This is a genomic window from Pannonibacter sp. Q-1, assembly GCF_054073275.1.
In genome coordinates, this window is the sequence record NZ_JBSXNB010000009.1 from 25,755 (window position 1) to 42,983 (window position 17,229).

Annotated in this window: 16 protein-coding genes; 4 read left to right on the plus strand and 12 right to left on the minus strand. The window is 65.7% G+C overall.

The annotated features are described in order from the left end of the window. Positions 1-130: 130 nt before the first annotated feature. A complete protein-coding gene (locus ACVNHC_RS21240) occupies positions 131-685 on the plus strand; it encodes a sugar transferase (protein ID WP_457169322.1) in 555 nt (184 codons plus the stop codon). A 2-nt stretch (positions 686-687) separates the two neighbouring features. Here ACVNHC_RS21240 and coaBC read toward each other — a convergent pair whose 3' ends face one another. Beyond that, entirely contained in the window at positions 688-1,917 is a 1,230-nt protein-coding gene (coaBC, locus tag ACVNHC_RS21245; protein ID WP_457169324.1) for a bifunctional phosphopantothenoylcysteine decarboxylase/phosphopantothenate--cysteine ligase CoaBC, read from the minus strand. 11 nt (positions 1,918-1,928) lie between these two features. Then, positions 1,929-3,191 carry a penicillin-binding protein activator gene (locus tag ACVNHC_RS21250; RefSeq protein ID WP_457169326.1) on the minus strand — a complete coding sequence of 421 codons (1,263 nt, stop codon included), beginning with the start codon at positions 3,189-3,191 and terminating at the stop codon, positions 1,929-1,931. Between the two features lie 120 nt (positions 3,192-3,311). On the opposite strand from ACVNHC_RS21250, the gene rsmI reads away from it, so the two are divergent. Both rsmI and ACVNHC_RS21260 read left to right on the plus strand, forming a co-directional pair. Then, on the plus strand, positions 3,312-4,241 hold the full coding sequence (gene rsmI, locus ACVNHC_RS21255; protein WP_457169328.1) for a 16S rRNA (cytidine(1402)-2'-O)-methyltransferase: 930 nt from the start codon (positions 3,312-3,314) through the stop codon (positions 4,239-4,241). Beyond that, entirely contained in the window at positions 4,238-4,624 is a 387-nt protein-coding gene (locus ACVNHC_RS21260) for a YraN family protein (protein WP_457169330.1), read from the plus strand. Before rsmI ends, ACVNHC_RS21260 begins: the two co-directional genes overlap by 4 nt. Before the next feature lie 43 nt (positions 4,625-4,667). On the opposite strand, the gene ACVNHC_RS21265 is transcribed toward ACVNHC_RS21260, so the two are convergent. The 10 genes from ACVNHC_RS21265 to ACVNHC_RS21310 form a co-directional block, all read right to left on the minus strand. Further along, positions 4,668-4,862, minus strand: coding sequence for a DUF2256 domain-containing protein (locus tag ACVNHC_RS21265; RefSeq protein WP_174234540.1), 195 nt, complete (start codon positions 4,860-4,862; stop codon positions 4,668-4,670). A 2-nt stretch (positions 4,863-4,864) separates the two neighbouring features. Next, positions 4,865-6,496: an FAD-binding domain-containing protein gene (locus tag ACVNHC_RS21270; protein ID WP_457169332.1), complete on the minus strand. Its 1,632-nt coding sequence runs from the start codon at positions 6,494-6,496 to the stop codon at positions 4,865-4,867. A gap of 68 nt (positions 6,497-6,564) precedes the next feature. Further along, the gene (locus ACVNHC_RS21275) at positions 6,565-7,074 is read right to left on the minus strand and encodes an MmcB family DNA repair protein (RefSeq protein ID WP_457169334.1); all 510 of its coding nucleotides are present in this window, start codon (positions 7,072-7,074) and stop codon (positions 6,565-6,567) included. A 51-nt stretch (positions 7,075-7,125) separates the two neighbouring features. Further along, entirely contained in the window at positions 7,126-8,253 is a 1,128-nt protein-coding gene (locus tag ACVNHC_RS21280) for a hypothetical protein (protein WP_457169336.1), read from the minus strand. Positions 8,254-8,511: 258 nt separating this feature from the next. Next, on the minus strand, positions 8,512-10,296 hold the full coding sequence (locus ACVNHC_RS21285; RefSeq protein ID WP_457169338.1) for a SulP family inorganic anion transporter: 1,785 nt from the start codon (positions 10,294-10,296) through the stop codon (positions 8,512-8,514). Positions 10,297-10,622: 326 nt separating this feature from the next. Beyond that, positions 10,623-11,516 carry an MBL fold metallo-hydrolase gene (locus tag ACVNHC_RS21290; RefSeq protein ID WP_457169340.1) on the minus strand — a complete coding sequence of 298 codons (894 nt, stop codon included), beginning with the start codon at positions 11,514-11,516 and terminating at the stop codon, positions 10,623-10,625. Between the two features lie 23 nt (positions 11,517-11,539). Then, positions 11,540-11,998, minus strand: coding sequence for a YeeE/YedE family protein (locus ACVNHC_RS21295; protein WP_122522442.1), 459 nt, complete (start codon positions 11,996-11,998; stop codon positions 11,540-11,542). Positions 11,999-12,003: 5 nt separating this feature from the next. Further along, complete coding sequence (locus ACVNHC_RS21300) at positions 12,004-12,435, minus strand: YeeE/YedE family protein (protein ID WP_050473613.1); 432 nt, start codon at positions 12,433-12,435, stop codon at positions 12,004-12,006. Positions 12,436-12,540: 105 nt separating this feature from the next. After that, complete coding sequence (locus tag ACVNHC_RS21305; RefSeq protein ID WP_457169342.1) at positions 12,541-14,562, minus strand: VTT domain-containing protein; 2,022 nt, start codon at positions 14,560-14,562, stop codon at positions 12,541-12,543. Between the two features lie 146 nt (positions 14,563-14,708). Next, positions 14,709-15,182 carry an arsenate-mycothiol transferase ArsC gene (locus ACVNHC_RS21310; RefSeq protein ID WP_050473614.1) on the minus strand — a complete coding sequence of 158 codons (474 nt, stop codon included), beginning with the start codon at positions 15,180-15,182 and terminating at the stop codon, positions 14,709-14,711. A gap of 287 nt (positions 15,183-15,469) precedes the next feature. Here ACVNHC_RS21310 and ACVNHC_RS21315 point away from each other — a divergent pair, with 287 nt between their 5' ends. After that, positions 15,470-17,155 carry a tannase/feruloyl esterase family alpha/beta hydrolase gene (locus tag ACVNHC_RS21315; protein ID WP_457169344.1) on the plus strand — a complete coding sequence of 562 codons (1,686 nt, stop codon included), beginning with the start codon at positions 15,470-15,472 and terminating at the stop codon, positions 17,153-17,155. Positions 17,156-17,229 lie beyond the last annotated feature (74 nt).

The following is a 17,229-nucleotide window of genomic DNA, read 5'->3' on the forward strand; positions in this document are numbered from 1 at the left end:
CATGGGCAGGATGGGCTTCCGGTGACTATCGCGCACCGGAGCTGCTATAGCCCTCTTGCTTCCTTGCGGAAGATGCCGTTGCTGATATCTCCGGCTTTCGCAATTCGTTTTGCTGGGACTATGGTGCAGCATGATTCGTGCTTTTGATGTGATCCTGTCCGCGCTCGGGCTGCTCTGTGGCTTGCCGTTTCTGGCTGTTCTCTGTGTGGTGGGCTGGTTTGACACGGGCTCGCCGCTGTTCCGCCAGGAGCGGGTCGGGCGGGGGCAGAGGCCGTTTATCCTCGTCAAGTTCCGCACCATGCGGCCGGATACGGCCTCCGTGGCCACCCATCAGGCCGATCCGCGTGCGGTGACGAAGCTGGGGCATTTTTTGCGGCGCACAAAGCTAGATGAGCTGCCGCAGCTCTGGAACGTGCTGAAGGGGGAGATGAGCCTTGTCGGCCCGCGCCCCTGCCTGTTCAACCAGACAGAACTGATCACTGAACGCGCGGCGCGCGGCGTCTTTGACGCGCGGCCGGGTATCACAGGGCTCGCCCAGATCAACGATATCGACATGTCCACGCCGCAGCTGCTGGCGGAAACCGACGCGCGGATGCTGAAGGACCTGAGCCTTTCCGCCTATTTCCGCTACATCTTCAAAACCATCAGAGGATCGGGCAGCGGCGACCGCATCCGCGCCGGCTGATCTCAGCCCTCAGCGGTTTCCAGCGCCGCCGCGATCCGTGCCACAAGCCGCCGGGCGACTTCGGTTTTGCCGAGGGTCGGCCAGTCCTCGATGCCGTCATGGGTGACGATGCGCACCGTGTTGGCATCTCCGCCCATGACGCCCGTTGCCGGGCTGACGTCATTGGCGACGATCCAGTCGGCGGCCTTGCGCTGCAGCTTGCCTTGCGCATTGGCGATGAGGTTCTGGGTTTCGGCGGCAAAGCCGACGACGAGCTTCGGCCGGTTGCCGGCAAGGTGCCCGACTGTGGACAGGATGTCCGGGTTCTCGACCAGCGCGAGGGCAGGGGGCTGGCCGGAGCCGTCCTTCTTGATCTTCTCGCTGCCTTCCTGCGCCACGCGCCAGTCGGCGACAGCGGCGGCCATGATGGCCACGTCGGCGGGCAGGGCCGCTTCGACAGCCGCGAGCATCTCCTTGGCCGTTTCTACAGGGATGACCGTGACGCCGGCCGGATCGGGCAGGGTGACGGGGCCGGAAATGAGCGTCACCCGCGCGCCTGCCTCTGCGGCTGCGGCGGCAATGGCATGGCCCTGCTTGCCGGACGAACGGTTGGCGATGTAGCGCACCGGATCAATCGGCTCGTGGGTCGGCCCGGAGGTGATGACCACATGCTTTCCGCTGAGCGGTCCCGCTTGCAGCGGGCTGCCGGCTTCCAGAAGCTCAAGCGCCCTTTCGGCAATGGCCAGCGGCTCGGCCATGCGGCCAAGGCCTGCCTCGCCGCTTTCGGCCATTTCGCCGCTCTCCGGGCCAATGAAGGCAATGCCATCGGTCTTGAGAGTGGCCACATTGCGCTGCGTCGCCGGGTGGGCCCACATGGCCGGGTTCATCGCCGGGGCCACCAGCACGGGCCGGTTGGTGGCCAGAAGCACGGTGCTGGCGAGATCCCCGGCAAGGCCCTGCGCCATCTTGGCCATCAGGTCCGCCGTGGCTGGCGCCACGATGATGAGACCGGTGTCGCGGGCAAGGCGGATGTGGCCGACATCCTGTTCCGCCTCCCGGTCGAAGAGGTCGGTGTAGACCTTTTCAGCCGTCAGCGCCCCGGCGGCCAGCGGGGTGATGAACTGCTGCGCGGCGGCTGTCATCACCACCTTCACCTTCACGCCGCGCTCGCGCAGGCGGCGGATCAGGTCCAGCGACTTGTAGGCAGCGATGCCGCCGCCGATGATCAGGAGAACCCGTTTTCCGCCGGTCATGATGGGCTTTCTCAGCTGGGGCTGCGGAAATCGCGCGGGGCCGGGGAGACAGGCTTCACGCCCGAACCGGTGATTTCATAGACCGCGAGGCCACGCTCGTTCTGGCCGTTCGGCAGAAAGCGGAACACGCCGTCGATGCCGAGGAAGCCGTCGCGGTTGGTCAGCGTCTGCGTGGCAAAGCGCTGGGGCCCGGCGGAGCGCACGAGCCCGGCGGCAAGGATGGTGCCGTCATAGGCGAGCGAGGCGTTGCGCGGCGGCGGGCTGCCATAGGCCGCCTGATAGCGGCTGGCCAGCGCATCAAAGCCGCTTTTTTCCGGGCCGGGGAACCAGGCGCCGGCCATCATCGGGCTGTTGGTCACCTGCTGGGTTTCCCACTGGCCGCTGCCGAGCAGCTTGACCGTGCCAAGGTTCGCGCCCTGCTGCACCAGCGTCTGTACCACGAAAGGTGCGACACCGCCGCCCGCAGGCACAAACAGTGCGTCGATCTGAGGCAGGTTCGGAGCCAGCTGCTGCGCCTTGGCCGCCAGATCCGAGGTGTCGCTGCCCGTCAGCTTGTAGCGCTGGATGGCGACGATGCGCCCACCCACACGGCCCACTTCCTGACGGAAGGCCGCTTCGGCGACAGCGCCATAGGCATCGTCCGGCAACAGGGCGGCAAAGGACTTGCGGTTCTGCTGCGCGGCATAACCGATGATCCGGCGCACGTCTCCGGCAGGCAGGAAGCTGAGCAGATAGACGCCGGGGGCTGCAACAGCCGTGTCGCTGGAGAAGGCGACGATCGGGATGCCGGCATTGCGCGCCGCATTGGCAGCGCCAGTGACGGCGGGAGCAAAGACCGGCCCGAGCAGCAGTTCCGCCCCTTCCGACATGGCCGCTTCGGCCGCCGCGCGCCCGCCTTCCGCCGTGCCTTGCGTGTCCTTCACCAGAAGCTGGATGTTGGAGCCCTGAAAATCGCTGATCGCCAGCTGTGCGGCATTCTTGAAGGTGGTGGCGATGGAGGAGGCAGAACCGCCGCCGCTGAGCGGCAGCAGCAGGCCGACGCGAATCGATCCGTCGCCAATCATCTCGCCTGCCACTGTGGGCGCGGCCGGGGTGGCAGGGAAGGAGGAGCCATCCTGCACCGGCCCCATGGTGGAGGGCATGCAGCCCGCCAGAAAGCCGAGCGCCCCGGCAAGAGCGGCAAACCGAAGCCGGCTCCGGCGCAGAAAGCCGCGTCCGGACGCCTGTGGGGATGCTGTTTTCATGCCCTTGGCGGCTTCAATCGTGTTTTGCACTATGGCCTCCTCGCGTCCGCGTTCAAAAACCTTTACGAATTCAGAACGTTCCTGTCCAGTTTCACGAGACTGGATCATATGTTGGACAGCCCTCAAGCTGTTGTTGCCCGGAGTTTTGACATGACGATGGCTGAAGCCCCGCCAGAACGGCGTTATTTCGTTGCTGGACAGGTGGTCGAGGCGCCCCGGCAGGAGGCCGCGCTCTATGTCGTCTCGACGCCGATCGGCAATCTTGGTGACATTACCTTGCGCGCGCTGGAAACGCTGGCTGGCGCAGATGTGATTGCCTGCGAGGATACGCGCGTCACGGCAACGCTGGCCCAGCGCTTCGGCCTGCGGGCACCGCTGCTGCCCTATCACGAGCACAATGCGGAGCGGCAGCGCCCGCGGCTGCTGGCGGCGCTGGCCGAAGGCAAGGTGGTGGCGCTGGTCTCCGATGCCGGCACGCCGCTGGTCTCGGATCCGGGATACCGGCTGGTGCGCGATGTGCTGGAAGCCGGCTACCGGGTCATCCCCATTCCCGGTGCCTCTGCGCCGCTTGCCGCGCTGGTCGCCTCCGGCCTGCCGAGCGATACGCTGCTTTTTGCGGGCTTCCTGCCGCAGAAGGCGGGTCAGCGCAGCCGCCGGCTGGCGGAGCTGGCGGCCATTCCGGCCACCCTTGCCTTTTTCGAATCGCCCCACCGGCTGGCCGCCTCTCTCGCCGCCATGGCTGAGGTGCTGGGCGGCAGGGCTGCGGTGGTCGCCCGCGAGCTGACGAAGAAGTTCGAAACCTTCCAGCGCGGCACACTGCCGGAACTGGCGGCTTTCTATGAGCAAAACCCGCCCAAGGGCGAGATTGTCGTTCTCATCGGCCCGCCGGAGGTGCAGGCTCACGAGGAAGACGCCGCCGATGTGGAAGCGCTGCTCACCGAGGCCCTTGCCGGCATGCCCGTTGCCGCCGCCGCCAAAGACGTGGCGAAGCGCACGGGGCTGGACCGGAACGAGGTTTACAAGCTGGCGCTGGCGCTGAAGGCAGCCGCCGGGGCTGATGGGGAAGAGGCCGGATCATGACGGAACGGGGGCGGCGGCAGATGCGGCGGAAAGCCTACCGGCTGGGTCATCTGGCCGAGAGCCTCGCCGCCCTGTCGCTGCGCCTGCGCGGCTGGCGCATTCTGGAGCGCCGCTTCAAGGCCTCGACCGGTGAGGTGGATCTCATTGCCGAACGGGGCGATGTGGTGGCTTTTGTCGAGGTGAAGGCACGGCGCACCCGCACCGCGGCGCTGGAGGCCGTCACACCCACTGCCCGCAACCGCATCATCCGTGCCGCGCAGATCTATCTGCTGCACCATCCGCATCTTGCCGCGCAGACGCTGCGGTTCGATCTGGTTCTGGTCGTGCCCTTCCGCTGGCCCGAACATGTGGTGGACGCCTTCCGGCCGGACGGGCTGGCCTGAAGTCTCGCGCTGGTTTTGCGTCTGAAGCCGGAGACGGCAGCCTCTAGCGCCTGCGGGAGGAACTTTGCGCCTCTTCCTCCGGATCTTCAGCCAGCGGGCCTCCGCCTTTGCGTGCGCCCCGGCAGCGGTCCGAGCAATAGAGGACGTTGTCCCAGTCACGGGCCCATTTGCGCCGCCAGGTGAAGGGCCTTGCGCAGGTGCGGCAGGTCTTGACCGGCAGATCGGATTTCTTGCGCATCTTCATGGTCTGCCCTTGCCCTTCTCCTCCGGCAGCAACAGGCCGAAGCTGAGCTGGGCAGTGGTGTCTGCCGGGCGCTTTCGCCTTGCTCCGCCTTCCCGCCCGCGCCGGGTGATGCCGGCCTTGCGGCTGCCATGCCGCTCCTGAATGGTGTCAGCCGCCTTGTGAAAGTCGCGGTCCTTGCGCAGAGACCAGACCTTGTCCCGCGCCGCCCGGGCTGCCGCCACATGATCCACCACCGGCAGCGGATAGGCCTTGTCCAGCACGGCGCCCGCGTTGGGGGCCTTCCAGGGCTCGTGCAGGAAAGCGTCCGGAATGGCGCGCAGCTCCGGCACCCAGCGGCGGATGAAGCGGCCATCCGGGTCCTGATCGATGCCCTGCTTCACCGGATTGTAGATGCGGATGGTGTTGATGCCCGTGGTGCCGGACTGCATCTGCACCTGAGGCCAGTGGATGCCGGGCTCATAATCGGTGAAACAACGCGCAAGATGCTCCCCCGGCGTGCGCCAGTCCAGCCACAGGTGATAGCTGGAGACGGCCATCAGCATGGCGCGCATGCGGAAGTTCATCCAGCCGGTGGTGAGGAGCGCCCGCATGGTGGCATCCACAAAGGGCAGGCCGGTTTCGCCCTTCATCCAGGCCTCCAGCCGCGCCCGGTCCGGCTCACGCGGGCGCAGGCCGTCATGGGCAAGATGCAGGTTGCTGACCTCGATGCGCGGCGCATCCTCCAGCTTCTGCATGAAGTGGCAGTGCCAGTGCAGCCGGGCGAGAAAGGAACTTACGGCACCGCGCCAAGTGGCCGCACCCGGCGCATCCCCCGCAAGAACCAGCTGGTTCAGCCGGTCTTCCGCCCGCTGCGTAATCTCACGCAAGGAAAGCGTGCCGAAGGCGATATGCGGCGAGAGGCGCGAACAGGCATCGAAGCCGGAGACGGGGCTCGACATGCCGGATCTGTAGGTCTTGCCACGCCGGTGAAGGAAGCTCTCAAGACAGGCAAGGCCCGCCTTGCGCCCGCCGGGCTGGCGCTGGGGGCAAAGGTCCGGCGCGAGGCCAGGACCGCCCGCCGGGGGCAGGGGGCCGGGATCAATGGTGTGGCCAAGGCTGGAAAGCGGAGTGAGCAGGGGTTCCGGCAGCAGGGGCTTGCGCATGTCATGGTCCCAGCGCGCGGCCCAGCCGTTGCGGCTCGCCAGACGGCGCACCACGCCGGTCTGGCGCGGCTCGTGCCATGGGATGCCTTCGGCCCGTACAAAGGCCTTCACCGCCAGGTCGCGGCGGAAGGTCCACAGATTCCCGGTTTCCTCATGCGACCACAGGGCGGCAATGCCCCGCGCCCGGTGCAGCGCGGAAAGCACCGGCACGGCCTCGCCCGTGCGGATGATCAGCGGCTGGCCCAGCCGGGCGAGCGCCTCCCGCAGTTCTTCAAGGCATTCGCGCAGAAAGGCGAACTGGCGGCCGGACATGTCCGGCTGCGCCCACAGCCCCGGCTCCACGATATAGAGCGGCAGCACCGGCCCAAGGCGGGCGGCCTCGAACAGGGGCTGATGATCAAAGGCGCGCAGGTCCCGCTTGAACCAGACAACCTGCAGGCCGAGCGAGGAGGAGGATGTAGGGGCCGTGGCAGGTGCTGGTGGCATGACGGGGTCTGGCAAGGGCGTGGTTCGCGTGGAGATTTTCCCTCTTACGCCAGCCCCCGCGCCAAGGATCAGAGCACGCTGGCAATGGCCCTTGCGTCCGGGTCCAGGAGGTCATGCAGGCGCAGGGCGGCCTGACGGGCAAAGCGAGAGGTCACGGCCTTGCGCGTCGCGGCCGCCAGCGGATGGTGCGGGGCCTCGCGCAGGATATCGGCGGCATAGCCATCGGACAGGATCAGTCCGGCTTCTTCCGGGAAGATCTCTGACGGCACATCCACATGGGTGGCGAAATAGAGCCGGTCGCAATGGGCGCGGTAGTCCGGCCATTTGCTGTCCGCGCGCAAATCCGCGATGGAGGATTTCACCTCGATGATGATGATCTCGTGCTTCGGGCCCAGTGCGATCAGATCCGCCCGCCGCCCGGAGGCCAGCGTCAGCTCGGGCAGGCAGGCAAAGCCCTGCAGGCGCATGAGCCGGGCCGCCCCGCGCCAGACCTTGAGCGCCGTTTCGGACTGGCGCCCGTCCGTCAGCGGGTCATCAAGGGCAATGCGGTTGGTATGAGCAAGATCCAGCGGGTTCATCCTGCAAATGTTCCGCATTTGTTCGAAAAATGCAAGAGCTGTCCCTGCATTTCAGCTTTCCGGCAGGTTGATGCCAAGCTCTCCCGCCAGTGCCAGAACCTTTGCGTCATGGGGCATCTGCGCGGCGAGAGACCTCAGCAGATCCGCCGCTGCCGCCTGTCTTCCGAGGTCCGCCATCCAGCGGATGCGGGCAAGCGTCAGGTCCTTGCGCCAGCGCTTGGGCAGGGCGGCAAGGCCGGGGTGGCTGGCAATCTGTGCTTCGGCCTGTGTCATCAGGGCAAGGGCGGATTCCAGATTTCCGCACGCGGCGGCCGCATCCGCCCTGAGGCGCAGCAGGCCAATGTGATCAGGGGCAAGGCCTGCCAGATGCAGAAGATCTGCTTCCTCCGGCACGAGGCCTTGCGCCAGCAGTTCGGCGGCCTGCGAGAAGCCGGCATGGAACACGGGCGGCAGGGGCTGCAGCAGATCGCGGGCGGCCAGTTCCGCCGCCGGATCGCGCTCGAAGGTGCGGATGATCTTGCGGATCACGTTCAGCGCATAGAGGTGGTCATGGCTGGCGTGGCAGGAGGCCAGTTCATGCACGTGGATGCCGGCCATCGCCGGGACTTCCGCCTTGCGGCTCAGCACCCGCGCCGCGCCTGCGGCATCGGCAGCATCGAAATGGCCGAAGTAGAGATGCAGCGGATGGGCGGGCGGGGTCTCAAGCCTTGCGAACTCCGGTGCAAGCGTCAGCGCCTGAGCAGCCGTGCCGGGGTGGGGCAGGCCGTAACCGGCGCTCTGGGTGCCGGGCCGTCCGGGCTCCAGCTCCGGCCCGAAGCTGTGCACCTCGCCATCTCCCCGGCGCAAGCCCGCCGCCAGCGCCGCATGGCCGCCCATGGACGAGCCATAGTGGATGATGCGCGAGGGTTTCGCCTCGGCCACAGCGGCGTCAATCGCCGCGTCGATGGCCGCCGTCTGCCCCTCATACCAGCGCCAGCGCAGGTCATTGAGGAAGAGGCAGGCATGGCGCGTGTCCATGAACAGCCGCTCCAGCCCGAACCGGCCTTCGGGCACGCGCACCTGTGAATAGACGACGGCCAGAATGCCGCTCCCGCCGCTCTGCGGGCCGGATACGAACCGCTGCCGGAGGCTCGCCTCGGGCGGTGCTTCTGCGGGTATGGGCTGAGGCATCTGTTCCATGGCCGCGACCCTTGCTTGGGTGAAGTGCGGAAGGCAAGTGAAAGGTGGCTTGGGGCAGACAAGGCGCCATAGCAGCTTGCCGGCGAATCCGCAGCCCCTCCATCGTCATCCCGGCCCCCGGGCCGGGACCGGTGAGCCGGGGTACAAGTTGGTTGTCCCAGAAGCATAACCGGGAAACCGTGGCTCACCGGCCCCGGATCTCCGCTGCGCTTCGTCCGGGGTGACGATGGAAAAGCTGAGGGTTGAGCTCCCCCTCCCTCAAATCTCCGGCCCGTCCCACAGCGTGCTCATGGCGCGGCGTTTGGGATGGCGGGATTCGGAGACGTGGGCGGTTTCGGGGTCGAGGCTGCACAGGGCGTCATATTGGGTGAGGAACACCTGCCCCGTGAGATGATGGGTGAAATCGGTGCGGTTCAGCCGGTCCATCACCGGGCCCTTCACCTCCGACAGGTGGAAGGTGACGCCGGAATCCTTCAGCCGCCGGTTCAGTTCCTCAAGGCTCTCGAAGGCGCTGGCGTCGATCACGTTGACGGCGGTGCACATCAGAACCACGTGGCGGATCGCCGGGTGCTCGGCCACCAGTTCCAGAATGCGGTCTTCCAGATAGCGGCTGTTGGCGAAGTAAAGACTCTCATCGACGCGGAGGGTCAGCACCGTGCTGCCGGTCACCACCTTGTGGCGGCGCACATTGCGGAAGTGCTCCGTGCCCGGCACGATGCCGACGACAGCCATATGCGGGCGGCTGGTGCGGAACAGATAGAGCAGCACCGACAGGATGACGCCCGTGGTGACGCCCGTTTCCACCCCCACCAGCAGGGTGACGAGAATGGTGGCGGCCATGGCGGCAAAGTCGCTGCGCGAATAGATGAAGGTGCGGCGCAGGGCCGGAAAATCCACCAGCGACAGCACGGCGACGATGATGGTGGCGGCAAGGGTTGCCTGGGGCAAATTGGCGAGAAGCGGCGTCAGGAACAGGGTGGCCAGCGCAATGCCCACGGCGGTATAGGCGCCTGCCGCCGGGGTTTCGGCGCCTGCATCGAAATTGACGACCGAGCGGGCAAAGCCGCCGGTCACCGGATAGCCGCCCGAAATGGCCGAGGCCACATTGGAGGCGCCAAGGCCGATCAGCTCCTGATCCGGCAGGATGCGCTGGCGCTTCTTGGCCGCCAGCGTCTGCGCCACGGACACCGATTCCACAAAGCCGATGACGGAAATGAGCAGGGCAGGGCCCAGAAGGTCCAGCCACAGCTTCGCATCAAAGGGCGGCAGCACAGGCGTGGGCAACCCGCCCGGAATATGGCCGACAAGCTTCACCCCCGCATCACCGAGATTGAAGGCGGCAGCAAGCAAGGTCGTCACGGCGACAGCAGCCACGGGGCCCGCCTTGGCGATGCTGTCCGCGAGCCTTGGCTTCAGTCCAGCGCGGATCAAAAGCGGTTTCAGCCCCTTGCGCACCCAGAACAGGAAGCCGATGGCCGGGATGCCGATGGCAAGCGTGATGAGATTGATCTGGTCAAGACTGGCGGCCAGAGACGAGGTGATTTCCACCAGCGTGGTGCCGCCGCCCGGCACGCCGAGAATGTGTTTCAGCTGGCTGGCAGCAATCAGCAGGCCCGAGGCGGTGATGAAGCCGGAGATCACCGGATGGGACAGGAGATTGGCGAGAAAACCGAGGCGGAACAGGCCCATGACGATGAGAATGAGCCCGGAGAGGAAGGCAAGCGCAATGGCCGCGCCCAGATATTCCGCCGTGCCCTGCGCCGTCAGTTCGCCCACGGCAGAAGCCGTCATCAGCGACACCACCGCCACCGGCCCCACCGCCAGCGCCCGGCTGGTGCCGAAGATGGCATAGGCCACCAGCGGCAGGATGGAGGCATAGAGCCCGACCTCTGCCGGCAGCCCCGCCAGCAGGGCATAGGCCAGCGACTGCGGGATCAGCATGATCGTCACGATCACGGCGGCGATGAGATCATTGGTGGCGGCCGCCCGGTCATAGGTACGGCCCCAGTCGAGGATCGGAAGATAGCGCTGAAGCCGGTTCATTGGGGGCTCGCTGGAGGGAGAAAACGAAGAACATGTCTTTTGCTGGCACAGAGTCTCCGCCCCCCTCCCCCAAGGTGGGGAGGGGTGAGGGGTGGGGGGCTGTGAGACAGCAATTTAGAGCCACGTCTGATCTAGTTGCAAAAGAGCTGCCGTAGGGTGACCCACTGAACTCGTGCCGGGCTGAGTGTCTGCGCCCCCCGCCCCTCACCCCGCCCCACCAGGGGGCGGGGGGCGGTGAAGCCCTGCCATGAAACACGCCTTCAGGATCGTTCCGCACTGTGATCAAGACTTGCATTCATTCCTGACGCTTTGACCGCAAACGCTCCTTAAAGCCCGTTGACCGGAACCTTGAGGAAGGTCTTGCCGCTGTCATCGGCGGGGGGAAGCTGACCGGCGCGCATGTTGACCTGCAGCGAGGGGATGATCAGCTTCGGCATGTCGAGTTCGGCATCGCGCGCCGTGCGGAAGGCGATGAATTCCTCGCGGGTCTTGCCGCCGCCCACGTGGATGTTATGCGCCTTTTCCTCGCCCACCGTGGTCTCCCACTGGATGTCTCGGCCATTGGGGCCGTAGTCGTGGCACATGAAGAGGCGCATGTCGTCCGGCAGGGCGAGCACCTTCTGGATGGAATCGTAAAGCGTGCCGGCATCCCCGCCGGGAAAATCGGCGCGGGCGGAGCCGCCATCGGGCATGAACAGGGTGTCGCCGACGAAGGCGGCATCGCCCATCACATGGGTCATGCAGGCAGGCGTATGGCCGGGGGTGTAGATGGCAAAGCAGGTCATGCTGCCCACCTGATAGGTGTCCCCATCCTCGAACAGCCGGTCAAACTGGCTGCCGTCGCGCTGGAACTCCGTGCCCTCGTTGAAGATCTTGCCGAAGGTTTCCTGCACCACAGTGATCTGGCTGCCGATGCCCAGATTGCCGCCCAGCTTGCCCTGGATATAGGGCGCGGCAGACAGGTGGTCGGCGTGCACATGGGTCTCGATCAGCCATTCCACCCTGAGGCCGTTCTCCTCGACGAAGCGGATGATCTGGTCCGCCGAGACATAGCTGATCCGTCCGGCGGCATAGTCGATGTCCATGACGCTGTCGATGATGGCGCAGGCCTCCGAGGCCGGATCCTTCACCACATAGCTGATGGTGTTGGTCAGCGGATCAAAGAAGGCGGTGACCTCGGGGGTCACCGTCATGTCAACCGGATAGGACTGCGTGCTCATGGTGTTTCTCCTGAGGGGTCAGGTCATTCGCCGGATGCGAGCTTCGGACGCGCCGGTTTCTGCTGCGCCTGCAGCATGCCGATGGCCCGGGCAGCCAGCATGCCCGCGACGACGGCCGCAAAGGCGATCCACGGTTCACTCTGGCCAAGCCCGAGCGCGGGCACAAGCCCGCCGGGGCAGAAACCGGACAGGCCCCAGCCGATGCCAAAGACGGCCGCGCCGCCGATGAGCTTCGGATCGATATCTTTGCGGGTGGGCACGAGATAGCGCGGGGCGAGCAGCGGCGCGCCGCCCTTGCGGAAGAGGATCTGGTAGCCGGCGGCTGTCACGGCGAGGGCGCCGCCCATGACAAAGGCGAGGCTGGGGTCCCAGGTTCCGGCAATATCGAAGAAATTCAAAACCTTGGCCGGATTGGCCATGCCCGACAGCAGGATGCCGAGGCCAAAGACAACGCCGATCGCAAAGGCAGAGAGAATACGCATGGGTCTCAGCCTCCGAAAACGTGACGGACAAGGAAGACGGTCACCGCGCCGGTGGCCATGAAGGTGAGCGTGGCGGCGATGGAGCGGGCGGAGAGGCGCGACAGGCCGCAGACCCCGTGGCCGCTGGTGCAGCCGGAGCCGAAGGTGGCGCCGATGCCAACCAGAAATCCGCCGGCCACCAGCGCAAGTGTGGAAACCGGCACAGCGATCTGCGGCATGCTGCCGGTCGCGGCCATGACGGTGAGGGGAGCGGCGATCATGCCGGCGATGAAGGCCATGCGCCAGCCGCGGTCACTTTCGCCCGAACCCGGCAGAAACCCGCCCAGAATGCCGGTGATCCCGGCAATGCGGCCATGAACGGCCATCAGGGCAACGGCGGCAAGGCCGATGAGTGCGCCCCCTGCCAGCGACAGGAGCGGCGTGAATTCGGTTGGCATTCTGACCCTCTCTTCATATGCCTGAAGGTGGCCGGAAACGGCCACTTGTTTCATACATAGGAAACTAAGCGGGCCATGCCAAGACGTATTTTCAATTAAGTGAAACTATCGAGCCGCCGGTGGCGGGGCAGGGACCAGGGTCACCGCCGATCCATCCGGGCGCTGGCGCTCCGTCGCGCCCGGCAACAGAAGGAAGGGATTGCGGTCCGCCGGCGGGGCGGCCTGTTCCGTCTTGGGGGCGGAGAATTCTCCCAGAGGATGCAGGATCTCTTCCGAAATGATGCCGCCCGCATAGAGGGGGCTGACGTCCTCTCCGCTCCCGATGACGAAGCTTGTGGGCCACAGGCGCAGCACCTGACGGATATCGTCCTTCTTGTCCGGCGCATGGCTGTTGCGGATCATCACCAGGGCGGCATAGCGTCCATAATGGGTCCGCGGCAGGGCGGGCAGAACCTCCGCGCTCGTCTGGCCTTCAATGAACCCGGCCGCAGATCTTACGGTCCAGGCCGGAGCCTTTTGCCAGCCCTCCTGTTCCAGCCGGCGGGCAAGGGCGCCGAGATCTCCGGCATATTGCACGATCAACGGCTCTTCATCATCGCCGCTGAGGCCGACGCGGCGCGGGGCAACGCGGGTCCAGCCGCTGTCGAGCCAATCCGCCTCGTCAAGCACCTGCTCGTTCGGCACGGGGCTGTAGGTGGCAAGCGCTGCAGGCAGGTTGCGTGTGATGTGCCAGCCGCCGAACACCACGAAGGCACTGGCGACAATCGCCACCAGCACGCCCCGGCCCACCTTTTCGTTGTGGACATGGCCAAAGACGAAGGCAAAGGCGGAGACCATGGCGGTGCCGAACAGCAGGCCCGCCAGCACATCGCTGGTCCAGTGCACCCCGAGATAGACCCGGGAGAAAGCCATGGTCAGCACATAGATGGCGGTGATGGTGAAGATGCCGGCCTTGGACCAGGCCGAGCGCTCATGGGCGATCAGCACGGCAATGATGCCGAAAATGACGGTGGTGACCGTCGTGTGGCCGGAGGGAAAGCTGAAGCTGTGCACACCGTCGCCAAAGACATTGGGCCGGTCACGCACGACGAGAGCCTTCATCAGCGGCACGAACAGCGCCGTCGTGCTGACGGCGATGAGGAAACCGGTGCCCCGGCGCCAGGCCTTGCGGCCAAACAGATAGGCTGCGACCAGCAGCGCAAAGATGGTCAGCAGAAAACCATCGCCCAGCATGGTGATGGGCACGAGGATGCGGTCACCCAGCGGCGAGCGCAGGCTCTCGAACAGGTTGCGGATCGCCAGATCCGCCTGGGTCAGGCTGTCGCCCGGCGTCAGCTGCGTCACCAGCCAGAAGAAGGCCGGCATGGTGATGATCAGCAGGAGCGCGGATGCCAGCATGCCGGTGGAGCGGGGATGCTGCGGATCGAAAGAGCGGGCCACCCACTGCGAGACCGGGCCGGGACGGCGGGCAAACCAGCCGATGATGGCGCCATGGGTGCCGGCGAACAGCGGCATGATGATCTGGATGAGCCAGCGGCCCAGCATGATCACGACAAAGAGAATGACGCAGAGCACGCCCAGCATCACCGCCAGACGGCCGCTGACCTCGCCGATGGCACTCAGCGCCGTGCCGGCAATGAAGCCGGGTCCGAGGTGCGAGACGGCCCAGGCGATGGCCGAGGTGACGTTGACGAACGTGAAGTACCAGGCATCCATGCCCACCATGCCGGCGATGCCCGGCACAACGGATTTCACCCCCGGCACGAAGCGTCCGATGAAGACGCTTTTGCCGCCATGCAGGCGGAAGAAGGCTTCGCCCCGCTCCATAATGCTGGTGTAGCGGGACAGGGGCCAGACATTGCGCAGCCGGTCCTTGTAGAAATAGCCGACCCAATAGGAAATGGCATCACCGGCAATGGCGCCGAGGGTGGTCCATAGGAAGATCGACACCGGATCGAGCTTGCCGAGCCCGGCGAGCGCGCCCGCCCCAACCAGCACAACGGTGCTGGGCACGAAGAGGCCGACAATGAAGAGCGCCTCGCCCATGGCGATCAGGAAGCAGATGAGCCCGGCCAGTTCGGGGTTATCCCCAAGGAACGTGACGATCTGATTGAGATACTCGGTCAAGAACGGCTTCCACCTGATCGCAACATCTATGCAGCGCCAATGCACGGCCAGAAGTTTCGCGGGCCAAGGCCGCCTGCATATAAGTATCGGCCTATGTGCTCAACAGGTATCTAGCACCAGAAAGTTTCGGCAAGGTGCATGCGGCTTCAACAGGATGCGAGGAGCAGTTCCTGCGCCTGCCGCTCTACGGGAGCTGTCTGCTGGGCCAGCGTCTGGTCGATGCAGCGGCGGATGCGGCGGAAATACTCGCTGCAGGCCGCAAGGCTTTCCGGACGGCTGTCAGCCTCGCAGGCCGCCACCTGCCACAGGGTGCGGCGCGGGTTGCCCGGCCAGTCCGGCTGATGGCCGCCGGCCACACTGTCCGTCAGCGCCACCACGCGGTCCGGCTGCGGCGCATGGGGCAGCATGAAGATGTCCCAGCTCTTGGGCTCAAGGCCCTGCGCATCCAGGCCATGATCCTGCAGCAGGCGGCGCACCAGCGGATGCAACGCACCGCGCGGATTGGGCCCGGCGGAAAAGGCACGGATCCCCTGCGGCGCAAGGCTGTTCAGGTACGCCTCGGCCAGCGGCCCCAGCAGGGCGTTGTCCGGACAAACGAAAAGCACAGTCGACGGGGTCATTCCAGGCCTCTTCGAATCATCGCCCCTTGGGCGCCTGTTTAGTCAGATGACACTACGGACGTGTGACAGCGGCAGTTCGTGCAAACCCGGACGCCGCGGCACGGCCGGCAAGGTGGCGGGCGTATGGCTGTAGTGCGGTTTTGACTTGTCCAGCCAAAAGGACGCCCGTTAGCATACCACCTGCAATACGGATTGCGTCCGGACTGCACTTGCTGGCTGTGACCACAGGAGGAGCTGAGTCACAGGCAGGAAACGATGCAGACCGGATTTTGTTTCGGGAGGACGGAATGAAATTCAGACAAGCCTTGCTTGCCAGCCTGCTGGCGGCGCCGCTGTTGCCTGTGGCAGCCACGGAAAACGTGCAGGCGGCGGCAGATTGCGCCGCCGCTGCGGGCCTGTTCCAGATCGAGGGGCTGGACGTCACCGGCAGCGAAGCGGTTGCCAGGGATGCCGCGATTGGCCGCTCCGATATGTCGCCCGTTTCCCATTGTGTGGTTCAGGGCAAGCTGGACCAGCGCACGGGCGTGGATGGTCAGACCTACGCCATTTCCTTTGAACTGCGCCTGCCGGAAAACTGGAACGGCGGCTTTGTGCATCAGTTCAATGGCGGCAATGATGGCCGCGTGGTGCCCGCCCTTGGTCAGGTGCTGGGCGGCGACAGGAGCCAGACGGCGCTTGGCCGCGGTTATGCGGTCGTCTCCAGTGATGCAGGGCATGATGGCGCAGCGGTGAAGGATGCAGGCCTTGCGGGCGGCGCGCGCTTCGGCTTCGACCCTCAGGCACGCAGGGACTATGGCTATGGTGCCGTGGCCCGGCTCAACCCGGTGGCGTTGCAGATGATCGAGGCCTTCTACGGCCAGCCGGTGCAGCGGTCTTACGGGCTTGGCAGCTCCAATGGCGGCCGCCATGCCATGGTGGCTGCGGAACGGATGCCCGATGCCTTCGACGGGCTGCTGATTGCCTATCCCGGTTTCAATCTGCCCAAGGCCGCCGTGCAGCACGCCCACGACCTGCAGGCACTGGCCGCCATCTCCGGTGATATCCGCACGTCCCTGTCAAAGGACGATACGGATGTTCTCGCCAGGGGTATTCTGGACGCTTGCGACGGGCTGGACGGCCTGAAGGATGGTCTGGCGCAGGATATCGATGGCTGCCAGAAGGCCTTTGATGTCTCCGCGCTTGCCTGCAAGGCCGGGCAGGAAACCGGCTGCCTGAGCCAGCCCAAGATTGATGCGCTGCAGACGATCCTCAAGGGGCCGCACAACAGCAAGGGGGAGCAGCTTTACGCCCCCTGGGTCTGGGATGCCGGCATGGCCTCGTCCAACTGGCGCATGTGGCGGGTCAACAGCGAAGCGGAGGCCTTTGCCAATCTGCCGCGTATCGTGGCGCTGGGTGCTCCTTCACTGGCGCAGATCTTCACTACTCCACCCACCCGCGTCGAAGGATCGCCCGAAGCTTTGATGGCCTATCTTGCCGCCTTCAACTTCGACACGGACGCGCCGAAGATCTTTGCGAAGACGGAAGAGTTTCCCGAATCCGCCATGGAGTTCATGACCCCGCCGGGCGCGGATAATCCGGATCTGACTGCGTTCCGGGCTGCCGGAGGCAAGATTGTCCTGTTCCATGGGGCGGGTGATCCGGTCTTCTCCATTCGTGACACGGATGCCTGGTTCGAACGGCTTTCGGCCAATACAGGCGCAGAGCTTGATGGCTTCATCCGCTATTACCGGATTGCCGGCATGCCCCACGGCGCCAGTGGCCCCACGGCAGACGGTTTCGACTTTTTCGCCTCTCTGACCGATTGGGTGGAAAAGGGCGAAGCGCCCGGTGCGGTGATTGCCTCCGTGACGGACGGCAACAAGGAGGGCATCGCGGCGCTGGGCAAGGTGACGCGCAAGCTCTGCCCGCATCCGCAGGTGGCCCGCTACACCGGCAGCGATCCGGCTTCGGCGGAGAGCTTCACCTGCCAGTGAAACCCCGTAATACCAAGGCTTTCGACGCTGACGCATCACGCCTTGAAGATGCTCAAGCGCCGCACGGGCTTAGC

Bases quoted from the DNA above. Each gene is read 5' to 3' on its own strand.
- ACVNHC_RS21285 (WP_457169338.1), bottom strand. From the start codon at position 10,296: ATGAACCGGCTTCAGCGCTATCTTCCGATCCTCGACTGGGGCCGTACC.
- ACVNHC_RS21260 (WP_457169330.1), top strand. From the start codon at position 4,238: ATGACGGAACGGGGGCGGCGGCAGATGCGGCGGAAAGCCTACCGGCTG.
- ACVNHC_RS21240 (WP_457169322.1), top strand. From the start codon at position 131: ATGATTCGTGCTTTTGATGTGATCCTGTCCGCGCTCGGGCTGCTCTGT.
- ACVNHC_RS21270 (WP_457169332.1), bottom strand. From the start codon at position 6,496: ATGCCACCAGCACCTGCCACGGCCCCTACATCCTCCTCCTCGCTCGGC.
- rsmI (WP_457169328.1), top strand. From the start codon at position 3,312: ATGACGATGGCTGAAGCCCCGCCAGAACGGCGTTATTTCGTTGCTGGA.
- ACVNHC_RS21310 (WP_050473614.1), bottom strand. From the start codon at position 15,182: ATGACCCCGTCGACTGTGCTTTTCGTTTGTCCGGACAACGCCCTGCTG.
- ACVNHC_RS21300 (WP_050473613.1), bottom strand. From the start codon at position 12,435: ATGCCAACCGAATTCACGCCGCTCCTGTCGCTGGCAGGGGGCGCACTC.
- coaBC (WP_457169324.1), bottom strand. From the start codon at position 1,917: ATGACCGGCGGAAAACGGGTTCTCCTGATCATCGGCGGCGGCATCGCT.
- ACVNHC_RS21315 (WP_457169344.1), top strand. From the start codon at position 15,470: ATGAAATTCAGACAAGCCTTGCTTGCCAGCCTGCTGGCGGCGCCGCTG.
- ACVNHC_RS21290 (WP_457169340.1), bottom strand. From the start codon at position 11,516: ATGAGCACGCAGTCCTATCCGGTTGACATGACGGTGACCCCCGAGGTC.
- ACVNHC_RS21275 (WP_457169334.1), bottom strand. From the start codon at position 7,074: ATGAACCCGCTGGATCTTGCTCATACCAACCGCATTGCCCTTGATGAC.
- ACVNHC_RS21265 (WP_174234540.1), bottom strand. From the start codon at position 4,862: ATGCGCAAGAAATCCGATCTGCCGGTCAAGACCTGCCGCACCTGCGCA.
- ACVNHC_RS21280 (WP_457169336.1), bottom strand. From the start codon at position 8,253: ATGGAACAGATGCCTCAGCCCATACCCGCAGAAGCACCGCCCGAGGCG.
- ACVNHC_RS21295 (WP_122522442.1), bottom strand. From the start codon at position 11,998: ATGCGTATTCTCTCTGCCTTTGCGATCGGCGTTGTCTTTGGCCTCGGC.